The sequence below is a fragment of the Streptomyces sp. URMC 123 genome, from assembly GCF_051386515.1.
Taxonomy (GTDB): domain Bacteria; phylum Actinomycetota; class Actinomycetes; order Streptomycetales; family Streptomycetaceae; genus Streptomyces.
In genome coordinates, this window is the sequence record NZ_JBPQTV010000164.1 from 1 (window position 1) to 14,054 (window position 14,054).

Consider the following 14,054-nt stretch of genomic DNA (forward strand, 5'->3'; position numbering starts at 1 on the left):
GCGCACCGGGGCCCGGCGGCCCCCGCCGGGCCCCGGTGCGCGCCCGGACCACCGGCCCCGGCCGAGGCCCGTACCGAGACCCGTACGCAGACCCGTACCGAGGCCCGCACCGCGGCGGCCCGGCCGGCCCCCCGTCGGTCCGTCGGCTCCGTCCGTCCCGTCAGCCCGGTCAGCCCGGTCAGCCCCGGCGGGCCGCCGAGGGGGCCGGCACCACGGGCCAGGCCGGTTCGACGAACGCCGCCGGGTCGGTGCGCCGCAGATACCGCTGGAACGAGGCGGCCTGCTCCGCCGCCGCCCGTATCTGGAGGTCGTGGAGCGCCTCGGGGTCGATCGAACCGAGCTCCCGGTGCCGCTCCCCTATCCGCAGGGCCACCTCGGCCGCCGCGACCGCGTCGGAGCCCGCCTCGTGCGCCCCCGCGAGCCGCACCCCGTAGTGGGCGCACAGCGCCTCCAGGGTGCGCCGGCCCTTGCGGTAGCGATCGGCGTGCTTGTCGAGCACGAGCGGGTCCATCACCGGGCCGGGCGCCCTGCCGAGGCGCGCGGCGAGCGGGCGCAGCCCGTGCCTACGGCACTCCCGGTCGAGCAGCGACAGGTCGTACCGCGCGTTCATCACCACCAGGGGGTGCCCGGAGCGCAGCACGTCGGCCACCGCCTCAACGATCTGCTCGACGCCCTCCGCCGCGGGCAGGCCGTGCTCCCGGGCGTACGCGGACGTGATGCCGTGGATGGCGGCGGCCTCCTCGGGGACCGGCACGCCCGGGTCGACGATCCAGGTGCGGCGGTCCGCCACCGCGCCACCGCCGCCCGGCTCCAGCCGGACGAGCGCCGCCGTCACGATGCGGTCCCGCTCGATGTCCGTGCCGGTCGTCTCCAGGTCGAAGCCGACCAGCGCCTCCCGGTGCCAGCCCATGACGACCCCTCCTCTTCCCCGTTGTGCGGTGCGTGCCCGTGCGAGCCCATGGCTCGGGGCGCCGGGAGCCCGAGGGATCGGGCCCCGACGGTCTTCACCTTCCCACGCACCACTGACAACACCTGCCGAACCGGCGGCACCTGGGGGTCCGCGCACCCCACGCACACCCCACACGCATCCCACGCGCACCCACGCATGCGCCCGCGGCGCCCCGCCCCCGCCCGTCGAACCCGCACAAAGAGCCAGAATCAGGACACCGGGCGCGAATCCACCCAGACGCTCTCGAACTCCTCGCGATAGGTGTCGAAGAGACCCGGCTCTCCCCCGCCCTCGCCGTGCACGAGGTTGCGCCCGCCCGAGCGCAGCACCAGCACCGGGGCCTCCATCCCGCGCGCCCTGCGCAGATACGACTGGACGACCGCCAGCCCGTCGCTCCGGTCGCCGTTGACGAGGTAGGCCGTGAAGCGGGGGGTCTCGTCGAAGACCCGGATCTCGAAGCTGCCCTCGGCGTGCCCCGGGGAGGGGATGCGCAGCCGGTCGCGGACGCGCCGCATGTGCATGATGTTGGTCTCGACGGAGCGGCTCAGCTCGCCCTTCTTGAGCCCCAGTTCCCGCTCCCTGCGGCGCACCGCGCTGCTGGCGGGGTTGAGGAAGAGCAGCCGGGCCCGGCAGCCGGCCTCCGCGAGCCGCACCAGCCGCCGCCCCGAGTAGTTCTGGACCAGCAGATTGAGGCCTATGCCGATCGCGTCGAGCCGGCGGGCGCCGCTGAAGAGGTCCTCCGCCGGCAGCTGGCGCTGGAGCCGCACCCGGTCGGAGTGGACGCTGACGACGTCGGCGTAGCGGTCGCCGACGAGGTCCTCGACGGCGTCCACGGGCAGCCGGTCGCCCGACGGCGCCCCGGCGCCGCCGCCGAGGATCTCCAGCAGCCGCGCGGAGGCCCGCTCGGCCTGGGCCAGCACCGTCTCGGAGAGCGCCCGGTTGCGGGAGACGACGTTGCGGGCCACCTCCAGCTCGTCGAGCGCGAGTTCGAGGTCCCGGCGGTCGTCCAGATAGGGCTCGAAGCACGGCCAGTGCTGCACCACCAGCTCCCGCAGCTGGGGGAGCGTCAGAAAGCTGAGCACGTTGTCGTCCGCCGGGTCGAGCAGATAGCCCTTGCGCCGGCTGACCTCGCGCACGGCCACGGCGCGCTGGACCCACTCCTGGCCCGCGGGGCCGGCGGCCGCCACCACCCACTCGTCGCCGTGCACCGGTTCGTACACGGGCCGCAGCACCGCAGCGACCACGGCGCGCAGCCGCTGTTCGACCAGATTCAGCCAGATGTAGGCGCGGCCGGCCCGCCGGGCGCGGGTGCGCACCTCGCTCCACGCGTCGGTGCCCCAGTCGAGTTCCGCGCCGATCTCCATCGGCCGGGCCAGGGACACCGCTCCGGGCGGGACGTCCGTGGCACCACCGCCCTTGAGCGCGTCCGTACCCCGCTCGGGGTCGCCGTCGCCAGGGGGCAGTTCCAGCCCTCCCGAGCTCACCTGTGCACCGCCTTCCGCCCCCCGTTCCACGATCAAGGAAGACTACTGCGTGGGCGGGAGGCGGTGCACCCGGAACCCTCAGGCGGACGAGGTCTCCGGTCGGGTCCGATCAGTACTCGGCACTGTCCGACCGGCACCGGCCCGATCCGGTCGATGTCGGGCCGATCCGGTCAGCGGCCGGTGCGCTCGGCCGGCGGCGGCATGCCGGGCTGCCCGTTCTGGTCGGCCAGTTCGGGCGGGGTGAGCGGGTTCATGGCGGTGACGTCACGCGGGCTGAGCCGGAACCCCTGCCAGTGCACCGGCATCGGGGTCTGGTCCTCGTCCCGTGCCACATGGTGGAACCCGACGTTGACCCACACGATCGGATATTCGAGCGCCTGCCCGTTGACCCAGGAGTCCACGCTGGTGCCGCCGCCGCAGTCGGTGTTGTGGCTGGCGAACTTCTGACACCCGTTGTACTGCGTGAAGTAGACGTCGTTGCGGGTGTACGGGCGGCCGGGGTACTTGTCACTGTTGCCGAGGACCAGTTCGTACGAGCGCGGGTGGCCGTCCCCGTTGCGCCCCGCAGTACTGACGATACGCCACCACCGCTGGGGCGCCGTGTTGCCCGCGAGCTCCTTGGTGACGTCCGTGCCGCGGGTGGTGGTCGTGGGCGGCTCCCCCGGCTTGTTGACGGTGGTGGAGTCGAACTGCTGGACCTTCGCCTTCGACGAGCCGTCCAGGCCGAAGTTGAGCCGCCAGAACACGTTGTGGCTGTGGCTGGTGGCCTTGGACTTCGGCCCCTTGCCGATCGGCCAGCCCCGGTCGTCCCCGGCGTCGTAGTCGAACGGAGAGAGGTTGCCGGTGGCGCCGACCTGGGTGGCGATGGTGCCGTCGGCCGCGAACCGCCACTCGGTGATGTACTCGTACCAGCCCACCTTGTTGACGGTGTAGACCAGCAGGTCCTTGCCCTGGGCCGTCCACACCTTGTCGCCCGCGTCCGCGGCGGCCCGGTAGGCGTGACCGCTCGCCCGTGTGGTGACGCACAGCCCGTTGACCGGGGTGGCCCGTGGCAGCTTGACCTGTTTGATCACACCGCCGGGGCACTCCTGGGGCGCCAGGGGCTGCACGCCGTCGCCGAACCCGTAGCTGGTGAGGTCGTCGTACTCGGCCTTGCCGTCGTCGTAGGGCACATGGATCTGGGCGAGCGCGCCCGTGGTCAGCACGCGGATCGGCCGCGGCTCCCCCTTGGGCTGGTAGCTGACGCCGTCGAGGACCAGGCCGGCCTTCGACTCGTAGCGCCAGCACATGCGCCAGGTGGTGCCGCCGTCCAGGGTCTTCTCGATCATGGAGTTGGGGCCGCACCCGATGCCGGGCAGCACCGGGTCGCCCGGGGCCGATGGCGCCGCCCGCGCCGGCACGGGGCCCAGGGCGGTCACGGCGGCGCCCAGCAGCGCCACGAGCGCGGCGGCGGCGGGCAGCCGGCGCCGGGCAGGGTGGAATCGTCTGTCCTGCATGCGTTGATGACTCCGCTCTCGGTCGTCCGCGGGAGGTCCCGCGCGGCGGCTACTGGACGCGGCCCACGGTGCGGTCGCTGAGGTCGACGATCAGGTGCCGGGCGTCGATCCACGGCCCGTTGCGCACCTTGGGGAAGAGCCGGACGCAGCGGTGCTCGCCGCAGGCGCGCAGCGCCGGCGGGCCGCTGTTCTCCTCGCCCACGCGATAGGTCATCGCGGTGGTCTCCAGTTGCCCGGGGTCGGTGAGGTCCTTGTCCGTGGCGTCCTTGAAGTCCTTCTTCAGCCCGTCGGCGAGGGGGCTGGCGAGCAGCACCCGGACGGCCTCCACGGCCTCGTCGCGGGTGGGTGGCGGCTGTTCGCCGCGTGCGGTGCGGGTGTCCTCCACCGCTCCGGTGGTGAGGTTGACGACGGTCGTGACGAGGGTCTCGGTGCCGTAGTCGTACTGCGCGATCTCGGCGCGGCGGGGCGGGTCGGCCTGTCCGACCTCGGTCGGGCGCGGCTCGGCGAGTTCGGTGCCGAGCCACTGGGGGCCCGGCCGGCCGCGGACGTTCTCCCCCGCGGTGCGCCGGCCGGCGAGCGCGAGCCGCTCGGCGCGCTCGACCTCGGCGTCGGTGAGGGCGTCGCGCCCGGCGCCCTGTTCGCCGCGGGGCGCCGGGGCCTCGACGACGCCCGGCGCGGGGGCGCCCCGGTCCCGTCCCCCGGGAGTGTCCCCGGCGGTGTCCCCCGGGGAGTCCCGGCCGGCGGCCGTCGCGCCTCTCGCCGCGGCGGAGGTTTCGTTCGCCGCTCCCGCGTCACTCGGCAGAGTGACCCCGATCATGGCAGCGGTGGCCGCCAGGGCCACCGCGCCGCCCGCCACCACCGTGCCGAGGTGACGCCGTAACAGCCCGTTCAACCTGCGCATATTTCCCCCCTCTTCCCCCGTCGTGTCCGGTTCGGAGAGCATACGGAGTATGCCGTGGTTCACCCGATAGGACGAACCGACCTCGTAGGAGGTTGCCCTACTTTCGAGGAGGATTCGACGAAACCACCCCACGGCCCCGATGGCTGGGCAAGGATTCTCATTCGGCCGGGGATTCGCCTCCTCGTGATTCGCCTCCTCGCGGAGTCCGGAGCAGAAGTGGAAGAGTCGACATATGCAGGTCTGGCCGGGTCAGGCGTACCCCCTCGGTGCCACCTATGACGGCGCCGGCACCAACTTCGCGGTGTTCTCCGAGGCCGCGAGCCGCATCGAGTTGTGTCTGCTGCACGACGACGGCTCGGAGACGGCGGTGGAGCTGCGCGAGTCCGACGCGTTCGTGCGCCACGCCTATCTGCCGGGGGTGATGCCCGGGCAGCGCTACGGGTTCCGGGTGCACGGCCCGTACGAGCCGGAGAACGGGCACCGCTGCAATTCGGCCAAGCTGCTGCTCGATCCGTACGCGCGGGCGATCAGCGGCGAGATCGACTGGAACGAGGCGGTCTACGGCTATCACTTCGGCCGGCCGCACCAGCGCAACGATCTCGACTCGGCGCCGCACACCATGGCCTCGGTCGTGGTCAACCCCTACTTCGACTGGGGCGACGACCGCCCGCCGCGCACCGACTACCACCGCACGGTGCTGTACGAGGCGCACGTCAAGGGGCTGACCATGCTCCACCCGGAGCTGCCGGAGGAACTGCGCGGCAGCTATGCGGCGCTCGCCCATCCGGCGGTCATCGAGCACCTCGTGGAACTCGGGGTGACGGCCCTCGAATTGATGCCGGTGCATCAATTCGTGAACGATCACCGTTTGGTGGATGCGAATCTGGCCAATTACTGGGGCTACAACACGATCGGTTTCTTCGCCCCGCACAACCGATACGCGTCGTGGGGGGATCGCGGCGAGCAGGTCCTGGAGTTCAAGTCGGCGGTGCGGGCGCTGCACGAGGCGGGCATCGAGGTCATTCTCGACGTGGTCTACAACCACACCGCCGAGGGGAATCACCTCGGGCCGACGCTCTCCTTCCGCGGCCTGGACAACGCCTCGTACTACCGGCTGAGCGAGGACCCGCGCTACTACATGGACACCACCGGCACGGGCAATTCGCTGCTGATGCGCAACCCGCACGTGCTCCAGCTGATCATGGATTCGCTGCGCTACTGGGTCACCGAGATGCGGGTGGACGGATTCCGCTTCGATCTGGCCGCCACCCTCGCCCGCCAGTTCCACGAGGTCGACCGGCTGTCCTCGTTCTTCGACCTGGTGCAGCAGGACCCCGTTGTCAGCCAGGTGAAGCTGATCGCGGAGCCCTGGGACCTGGGCGAGGGCGGCTATCAGGTGGGCAACTTCCCGCCGCTGTGGAGCGAGTGGAACGGGCGGTACCGCGACACGGTGCGGGACCTGTGGCGCGGGGAGCCCCGCACCCTCGCGGAGTTCGGCTCCCGGCTGACCGGCTCCTCCGACCTCTACCAGGACGACGGCCGGCGCCCGATCGCCTCCATCAACTTCGTCACCTGTCACGACGGCTTCACCCTCGCCGACCTGGTCTCCTACGACCACAAGCACAACGAGGCCAACGGCGAGGACAACCGGGACGGGGAGAACTACAACCGGTCCTGGAACTGCGGGGCCGAGGGGCCCACCGACGACCCCGGGGTGCTGCGGCTGCGCGCGCGCCAGCAGCGGAACTTCATCGCCACCCTCATGCTCTCGCAGGGCGTGCCGATGCTCGGCCACGGCGACGAGTTCGGCCGCACCCAGGGCGGCAACAACAACGCGTACTGCCAGGACAACGAGGTGTCCTGGGTGCGCTGGCCGGGCGGCGGGAGCGACGACGACACGTCCCTGCTGGAGTTCACCCGTTCGATGGTGTGGCTCCGCCGCGACCACCCCGTGTTCCGGCGGCGGCGCTTCTTCCACGGCCGTCCCGTGGAGGGCACCCACGACGACCTCTCCGACATCGCCTGGTTCACCCCGGAGGGCGAGGAGATGACCCAGCGCGACTGGCAGGCCGCGCACGCGAAGTCGCTGACGGTCTTCCTCAACGGCAACGCGATCTCCGAGCCCGGCTCCCGGGGGGAGCGGATCACGGACGACTCGTTCCTGCTGATGTTCAACGCCGGGGACAGCACGCTCGACTTCACCGTCCCGGTCAACCACGGCAAGCAGTGGCAGGTGGTGGTGGACACGGCGCTGTCGCAGCTGCTGGAGCCGGGCAGCGGGCGCCGGGTGAAGGCGGGCGACCGGCTGACGCTGATCGACCGGAGCCTCACGGTGTTGCAGCGCCCGGCGTGAGGACGGTGGCGGGGCGCCTGGCCGGCGCCAGGACTGTGGCGCGGCGGCCGGCCGGCGCCAGGACTGTGGCACGGCGCCCGGCGTGAGAACCGCGCCGGGCGCTCGGCGCGCGGCCCGTGCTGCAGCGTCCGGCGTAAGACAGGCGCAAAAGCCGCGTCCGGGGGTACGTACGTTCCCATGAACCCTGAGCCCGTGCCGCCGCCGACCGCCACGTACCGGCTCCAGCTGCAGCCGGACCATCCGTTCTCCGCCGTACGGGAGGCCGTGCCGTATCTGGCCTCCCTCGGCGTCTCCCATCTGCATCTGTCGCCCGTCCTGGAGGCGGTGCCGGGCTCCACCCACGGCTACGACGTGGTCGACCACTCCGCCGTACGGGCCGAGCTCGGCGGCGAGGAGGGGCTGCGCGCCCTGGCCGCGACGGCCCGCGAGCACGGCCTGGGGCTGGTCCTGGACATCGTCCCCAACCACATGGCCGTACCGGCCCCGGAGCGGCTCAACCGGGCGCTGTGGGAGGTTCTCAGGGACGGCCCCGGCTCGCGATACGCGCGCTGGTTCGACATCGACTGGACGGCGCACCCGCCCCCGAAGGACGCCCCCGGCAGCGCTCATGGCGCCCCGGGCGCCCCCTCCGGCCGCGTGCTGCTGCCCGTGCTCGGCGGCCGGCTGGCCGACGAACTGCCGCGGCTGGTCGTCGACGGGGACGTGCTGCGCTACCACGACCACGCGTTCCCCCTGCGCCCCGGCACCGCCGGCCTGCCGCTCCCGGAGCTGCTGGACCGGCAGTGGTACCGGCTGTGCTGGTGGCGGCTGGCCCGTACGGAGCTCAACTACCGCCGCTTCTTCACCATCTCGGACCTGATCGGGGTGAGGGTCCAGGACGAGGAGGTGTTCGAGGCCACCCACGCGACCGTACTGGCGCTGCTGCGCGACGGCGTCGTGGAGGGGCTGCGGGTGGACCACCCCGACGGGCTCGCGGACCCCGCCGGCTATCTGCGCCGGCTGGCGCGGAGAGTGCGCGAGGAGGCCGGCGGCGAGCGGTGGATCGTGGTGGAGAAGATCCTCACCGGCGACGAGCGGCTGCCGGCCGACTGGCCGGTGGCCGGCACCACCGGCTACGACGCGCTGCGCCAGGTGGACGGGCTGTTCGTCGACCCGGACGGGCTGCCGGACCTCGTGCGGTGCTACACCGACTTCACGGACGCCCCGGCCGACCTGGGCGGCGAGTGGCCGGCGACGGCCCGGCGCGCCGCCCAGCGCGTGGTCACCCACGACCTCGCCGCCGAGGTCGACTTCCTGACCCGCACGGCCGCCCGGATCTGCGCGGCCGACCCGGCCACCCGGGACCACGCGCCCTGGGCGCTGCGCACGGCCATCCGCGCGATGCTGCTGCACCTGCCCGTCTACCGGCCGTACGCGGTGCCGGGCGAGGAGGTCTCGGCGGTCGACGCCGAGATGCTCACGACGGCGGCCGTCCGGGCGCGGGCGGCGTTCACGGTGCCCGAGGAGGCGGACACCGTCGAGGTCGTCCGCGACCTCGCGCTCGGCAGGCTGGGCACCTCCCCGGACCACCACGCCTTCTGCGCGCGCTTCGCTCAAACCTCGTCGGCGCTGCGGGCCAAATCGGTGGAGGACACGGCCTTCTACCGGTTCGTGCCGCTGCTCTCGGCCGCGGAGGTGGGCGGCGAGCCGGGCCGGCCGGCCGTGACGCCGGAGGGCTTTCACGCCTTCTGTGCCCGCTCCCTGCGCGACCGGCCGTACGGCGGCACGGTGCTGTCCACGCACGACACCAAGCGGAGCGCGGACGTACGGGCGTGGCTGGCGCTGCTGACGGAGGTGCCGCGGGAGTGGGGCGAGGTGCTGGAGCGGGTGACGAAGGAGACGGCGCGCGCCGGCGGCTCCCGCGCCCCCGACCCGCATCTCGCCTGGCTGGCCTGGCAGACCGCGTTCGGCTTCGGCTACCCGCACCCGGATCGGGTGGTGCCGGCGGTGGTGAAGGCCGCGCGCGAGGCGGGCCTGCGCACCTCCTGGACGGAGCCGGACCCGGTGTACGAGGAGGCCGTGCGGGAGTTCGTGACGGCGGGGCCGTGCGGGCCGCCGATGGCGACACTGGCCGCGTTCAGCCGCACCCTCGACCCGTACGCGCGGGCGAACATCCTGGGCGCCGCGCTGCTCCATCTGACGATGCCGGGCGTGCCGGACGTCTACCAGGGCTCGGAGCAGGAGTACGCGGCGCTGGTGGACCCGGACAACCGCAGGCCGCCGCGGCTGCACCCGCGGTGTCTCGCGGCGCTCGACGAGGGGGCGGAGCCGCCGGGGCTGTCGGACGAGAAGCTGCTGCTCACCGCCACGGCGCTGCGGCTGCGCCGGGCGCACCCCGAATGGTTCGGCGCGGCGGGCGGGTACGAGCCGCTGACGGCGCGGGGGTCGGCGGCGGACCACCTGGTGGCCTTCTGCCGGGCCGGGTCGGCGCTGACGGCCGTGACCCGGCTCCCGCACCGGCTGTCCCGCTCGGGCGGCTGGCGGGACACGGTTCTCCCGCTCCCGCCGGGCCGGTGGCGCGACGCGCTGACCGGAGAGCGGGCGGAGGGCGAGACCCCGGTCACGACCCTCCTGCGGGCCCGCCCGGTGGCCCTCCTGACCCGGGAGTGACCCGGGAGTGACCCGGGACCCGGGGCGCGGCGGTCAGGGCGGCCCGTCCCGCCGGGGGCTCAGCGGGCGACCGTACTGTCGGCCGTGCGCACCATCCTGCCGGCCGTCCCGGTGGCCGTACTGTCGCCCGCGCTGTCGGCCGTTCGCAGGAGCTCCACGAAGGCCGCCGCCGCTCCTGTGAGTTCCACCCGGGAGAACACGGTCAGCTCACGCCGCCAGGGCGGATCGAAGGCCAGCACCGCGTGCCCGTGCGGGCCGGCTGCGCCCGCGCCCACCGTCGCGTCGACGACGTGACCCGGGGTGAGCAGGATGCCTCCCCCGCACGCGGCCATCCGCACGGCGGTCGAGGCGTGCTCGGTGCGCACGGCCGTGAGGGGCGTGAACCCCTCCCGCTCGCAGACCCAGTCAAGGAACAACTTGCCCTCCACCGTGTGCTCCATCGAGCACCGCACCCAGCGCCGGTCGGCCAGCTCCGCGAGGCGGACCGACGCGCGGTGCGCCAGGGGGTCGCCCGGCGGCACGACGAGCACGATGTCCTCGCCGCCGATGGGGACCACCGGCCCCTGCCATGCCTCGGGCCGGGGCCCCACGGCGAGGTCGGCGACCCCGCGCTCCAACTGCTCGCGCAGTTCGGCCGTGGAGGCGTACTCGCGCAGCACCAGACGGACCCCGCCGTGGTCGCGCCCCCAGGCGCCGATGACCGTGGGCAGCAGCCCGATGGCGATGGAGTGCAGGGTGGCCACATGGAGTTCGCCACCCCGGGCCCCGGCCGCGGCCCGTGCCGCACGGCGCGCCTGGCCCGCGCTCCGTACGGCGTGTTCGGCGTGGGGCAGGAAGGCGCGCCCCATGGGGGTCGGCCGTACTCCGCGCGGCAGGCGCTCCAGCAGCGCGCCACCGATCTCCCGTTCCAGCGCCTTGATCTGGTGGGAGAGCGCGGACTGGGTCACATGGAGCAGTTCGGCGGCGCGCGTGAACGAGGACTGTTCGACGACGGCCAGAAAGTACTCCATCTGCCGCAGGCTCATCGCGCCCCCTCCCCCCATGAACACGCTTCATCGGTACGACAACTTTATTGCCTTGGACTCATGGCGCGGGGCGGGCGGACAGTGGAGCCATGGCCGCTCTCGATCACATGCCCTTCTCTCCGATCGCCTCCTCTCAGCCGGCCGCGGCCGGCGCTCATGCCCCTTCCGATGCCGATGTCGTCGTGATCGGCGGGGGCACGGGGGGCTACAGCACCGCGCTGCGCGCCGCCGCGCTGGGGCTCGACACCGTACTCGTCGAACGGGACGCGGTCGGCGGCACCTGTCTGCACCGCGGCTGTGTCCCCAGCAAGGCGATGCTGCACGCCGCCGAGCTGATGGACGGCATCGCGGAGGCGCGGGAGCGCTGGGGCGTGAAGGCGACCCTGGACACCGTCGACTGGGGCGCGCTGACCGCCACCCGGGACGACATCGTCGCCCGCAACCACCGCGTGCTGGAAGCGCAGTTGTCCGCCGCGGGCGTGCGGATCGTCCGCGGCGGCGCCGAGCTCGCCGGGCCCCGCACGGTCCGGGTGAGCGGGCGTACGCTCACCGCGCGCCGGGGCCTGGTGCTGGCGACGGGCTCGGCCCCACGGATACTGCCGGGCCTGGAGCCGGACGGCGTCACGGTCGTCACCAGTGACGACGCCCTGTTCGCACCCGGTCTGCCGGCGTCCGTTCTGGTGCTGGGCGGCGGCGCGATCGGCGTCGAGTACGCCTCCTTCCACCGCTCCCTGGGCGCCGATGTGACCCTGGTCGAGGCGGCCGACCGGCTGCTGCCGCTGGAGGACGCCGATGTCGGCCGACACCTGGGGCGGGCGCTGAAGAAGCGGGGCATCGAGATGCTCACGGGCGCGCGGCTGTTGGACGCGGGGCGCACGGAGGGTGTCGGCGTCCGGGCCGTCGTCCGTACAGCGCGCGGCGAGGAACGGGTGGTGACCGCCGAGCGCCTGCTGACGGCCGTCGGGCGGGTGCCCGTGACGGACGGCCTGAACCTGGCCGCCGCCGGGCTCACGACGAACGGACGCGGCTTCGTGGTCCCGGCCGACTGGTCGCGGCTGGAGACGGCCGTCCCCGGGGTCCATGTGGTGGGGGACCTGCTGCCGCCGCCCTCCCTGGGGCTGGCGCACGCCTCGTTCGCCGAGGGCCTGCTGGTGGCCGAGGCCCTGACCGGCCTGGCGACCGTCCCGGTGGACTACGCGGGCGTGCCCCGGGTCACGTACAGCAGTCCGCAGACCGCCTCCGTGGGGCTCACCGAGGAGGAGGCGCGGGAACGGGCCGGCGACACGGTCAGGGTCGGCATGCTGCCGCTGACCGCTGTGGCGAAGGGGATGGTGCACGGCAAGGGCGGCATGGTGAAGGTGATCAGCGAGGAGTCCGGGTCCGTCCTGGGGGTGCATCTGGTCGGGCCCCAGGTCTCCGAAATGATCGCGGAGAGCCAGTTGATCGTCGGCTGGGAGGCGGAGCCCGCGGACGTGGCCCGGCACATTCACGCGCACCCCACGCTCTCCGAGGCGGTCGGGGAGGCGTTCCTCACCCTGGCGGGCCGGGGCCTGCACCAGCACTGACGGACGGCGGTGATCGCGCCGCGGGTGTCCCCGCGCCTCACCGGAAGTCGCTCGCCAGGCGCGGAAAAGCCGTGGACGGCGGCCGGTGGGGGTCGTTAGCGTGTTCGGGACGCCCGCCGCGTACGGAAGGAGGCGAGAGCGATGTCGTACCCCGTCACCCCGATGCGCTCCCGCCCCGTTCGCAGGGCGTTCCGCGCCTGAGCCGTCACGGACGCTGCCGCTTCCCGCCCTCGGGAACGCGGGGCCGCCTGCCACGTCTTGGGCTCCATCCTCCGGGAGCGCGCGTCGATCCCTTCCGGAAGGAACTCTCATGTCCGATCTCGTCGTGCGCGCACTGACCGAGAACGACACCCATCTCTTCGACACCCTCGACGCCCGGCTCGCCCCCGGTCTTGTCGGCCGCTCCCTCCTGGGGCACCGCTGGCTGCCCCGGCACCTCGGCGGTGAGTACCGGCCGGACTGGACCTGGGTGGCGCTGCGCGGGGGCACCGTCGTGGCGCGGGCCGCCTGGTGGGGCGGGCCCGAGGACGACCGGCCCGTCGCCCTCGACTGGTTCGACTTCGCCGACGGCGAGGCCGACGCGGCGGCCGAACTCCTGCGCCGGGCGCCGCTGTACGCCGAGTACGACCTGGTGCTGCCGCCCGGCTGGCGGGCGCGGGCGGACGTGCGGGCGGCGGGCGAGGCGCGGATCGCGGCGGCGACGGCCGCCGGGATGCGGCCGCTCGTCGAGCGCTACCGCTACGAGTGGACGCCCGCCGCGGGGCTCCCGGAGCGGCCCGGCCGGCTGGTGTTCCGGCCGGAGCCCGACGACGAGGTGATCCTGGACCTGCTGCGCCGCATCGGCGAGGGCAGCCTGGACGCCCACACCCGGCGCGCCACCGAGGAGCACGGCCCGCTGGCCGCCGCCCGCGAGGAGCTGGACTTCCTGCGCTGGCTGCCGTCGCCCCGCGACTGGTGGCAGTGCGCCTTCACCGCCGAGGGGCGGCCGGTCGGGCTGCACATCCCGGCGCACAACCCCGGTGGCCCGTGCATCGGTTTCATCGGGGTGCTGCCGGAGCGGCGGGGCCGCGGCTACGCGTACGAGCTGCTGGTGGAGTGCACGCGGAAGCTGGTCGCCGAGGGGGCCGAGCGGATCGTGGCGGCGACCGACAAGGACAACCGCCCGATGGCCGCTGCGTTCGCCAGGGCTGGGTATCCGATCGCGCAGGAGCGCGTCAATCTCGTCTGAGCCCTCTCCTGCAGCCCGTCGGTCCCGGCAGGGCTGAGCAGGGCGCGGCGAACGGCCGGGAACGGCGCGTCCTGAGCGACGCACCGCTGCGCCGGGCGCCCACGGGGCGCAGCATGGAGAGGGGCGAGCGGACGCGGAGCCGGCAGACGCGGCGCCGCCGGGCCCGGTGGAGGTCACCGGGCCCGGCGGCCGAGGACAGGGGGTCGCCAGTGCTGTTCGAGGTATGGGCACCGAACGCGGAGCGCGTGGATCTGCTGATCGAGGACATCACCGATACCGAGGGCGTCGAAGGCGTCGAGGGCCGGGGGCGGCCCGGCGCCCTCCCCGGGGAGCGGGCCCGCTCCACGGACCGCCACCCCATGGCCCGCCACCCCGCGCGGCCCGGCTGGTGGCGGGCCATGGGG

General features: G+C 73.7%; 9 protein-coding genes and 1 pseudogene. 5 read left to right on the forward strand and 5 right to left on the reverse strand.

All coding sequences use genetic code 11. The features are described 5' to 3' along the window. Window positions 1-178 precede the first annotated feature (178 nt). From ACSNOD_RS19160 to ACSNOD_RS19175, 4 genes are all read right to left on the reverse strand, one after another. Window positions 179-910, reverse strand: coding sequence for a 3'-5' exonuclease (locus tag ACSNOD_RS19160; protein WP_436768196.1), 732 nt, complete (start codon window positions 908-910; stop codon window positions 179-181). Window positions 911-1,158: 248 nt separating this feature from the next. Further along, complete coding sequence (locus ACSNOD_RS19165; RefSeq protein ID WP_436768197.1) at window positions 1,159-2,433, reverse strand: SAV2148 family HEPN domain-containing protein; 1,275 nt, start codon at window positions 2,431-2,433, stop codon at window positions 1,159-1,161. 170 nt (window positions 2,434-2,603) lie between these two features. Next, window positions 2,604-3,929, reverse strand: coding sequence for a copper amine oxidase (locus ACSNOD_RS19170; protein WP_436768198.1), 1,326 nt, complete (start codon window positions 3,927-3,929; stop codon window positions 2,604-2,606). Window positions 3,930-3,978: 49 nt separating this feature from the next. Then, window positions 3,979-4,830 (reverse strand): Tat pathway signal sequence domain protein, encoded by an 852-nt coding sequence (locus ACSNOD_RS19175; protein ID WP_436768199.1) that lies wholly within the window; start codon window positions 4,828-4,830, stop codon window positions 3,979-3,981. Between the two features lie 232 nt (window positions 4,831-5,062). Between ACSNOD_RS19175 and glgX the strand changes: the two genes are divergently transcribed. After that, the gene (gene glgX, locus ACSNOD_RS19180; RefSeq protein ID WP_436768200.1) at window positions 5,063-7,183 is read left to right on the forward strand and encodes a glycogen debranching protein GlgX; all 2,121 of its coding nucleotides are present in this window, start codon (window positions 5,063-5,065) and stop codon (window positions 7,181-7,183) included. A 177-nt stretch (window positions 7,184-7,360) separates the two neighbouring features. Beyond that, window positions 7,361-9,832 (forward strand): malto-oligosyltrehalose synthase, encoded by a 2,472-nt coding sequence (treY, locus tag ACSNOD_RS19185; RefSeq protein ID WP_436768201.1) that lies wholly within the window; start codon window positions 7,361-7,363, stop codon window positions 9,830-9,832. A 59-nt stretch (window positions 9,833-9,891) separates the two neighbouring features. On the opposite strand, the gene ACSNOD_RS19190 is transcribed toward treY, so the two are convergent. Continuing rightward, window positions 9,892-10,857, reverse strand: a complete 966-nt coding sequence (locus ACSNOD_RS19190; protein WP_436768202.1) for a LysR family transcriptional regulator — start codon at window positions 10,855-10,857, stop codon at window positions 9,892-9,894. An 89-nt stretch (window positions 10,858-10,946) separates the two neighbouring features. On the opposite strand from ACSNOD_RS19190, the gene ACSNOD_RS19195 reads away from it, so the two are divergent. From ACSNOD_RS19195 to ACSNOD_RS19205, 3 genes and pseudogenes are all read left to right on the forward strand, one after another. Next, the gene (locus tag ACSNOD_RS19195; protein ID WP_436768203.1) at window positions 10,947-12,422 is read left to right on the forward strand and encodes an FAD-dependent oxidoreductase; all 1,476 of its coding nucleotides are present in this window, start codon (window positions 10,947-10,949) and stop codon (window positions 12,420-12,422) included. Between the two features lie 310 nt (window positions 12,423-12,732). Continuing rightward, window positions 12,733-13,650 carry a GNAT family N-acetyltransferase gene (locus ACSNOD_RS19200; protein ID WP_436768204.1) on the forward strand — a complete coding sequence of 306 codons (918 nt, stop codon included), beginning with the start codon at window positions 12,733-12,735 and terminating at the stop codon, window positions 13,648-13,650. A gap of 209 nt (window positions 13,651-13,859) precedes the next feature. Beyond that, window positions 13,860-14,054: pseudogene (locus tag ACSNOD_RS19205) on the forward strand (malto-oligosyltrehalose trehalohydrolase); the annotation flags it as partial.

Bases quoted from the DNA above. Each gene is read 5' to 3' on its own strand.
- ACSNOD_RS19175 (WP_436768199.1), bottom strand. From the start codon at position 4,830: ATGCGCAGGTTGAACGGGCTGTTACGGCGTCACCTCGGCACGGTGGTG.
- glgX (WP_436768200.1), top strand. From the start codon at position 5,063: ATGCAGGTCTGGCCGGGTCAGGCGTACCCCCTCGGTGCCACCTATGAC.
- ACSNOD_RS19195 (WP_436768203.1), top strand. From the start codon at position 10,947: ATGGCCGCTCTCGATCACATGCCCTTCTCTCCGATCGCCTCCTCTCAG.
- treY (WP_436768201.1), top strand. From the start codon at position 7,361: ATGAACCCTGAGCCCGTGCCGCCGCCGACCGCCACGTACCGGCTCCAG.
- ACSNOD_RS19170 (WP_436768198.1), bottom strand. From the start codon at position 3,929: ATGCAGGACAGACGATTCCACCCTGCCCGGCGCCGGCTGCCCGCCGCC.
- ACSNOD_RS19160 (WP_436768196.1), bottom strand. From the start codon at position 910: ATGGGCTGGCACCGGGAGGCGCTGGTCGGCTTCGACCTGGAGACGACC.
- ACSNOD_RS19190 (WP_436768202.1), bottom strand. From the start codon at position 10,857: ATGAGCCTGCGGCAGATGGAGTACTTTCTGGCCGTCGTCGAACAGTCC.
- ACSNOD_RS19200 (WP_436768204.1), top strand. From the start codon at position 12,733: ATGTCCGATCTCGTCGTGCGCGCACTGACCGAGAACGACACCCATCTC.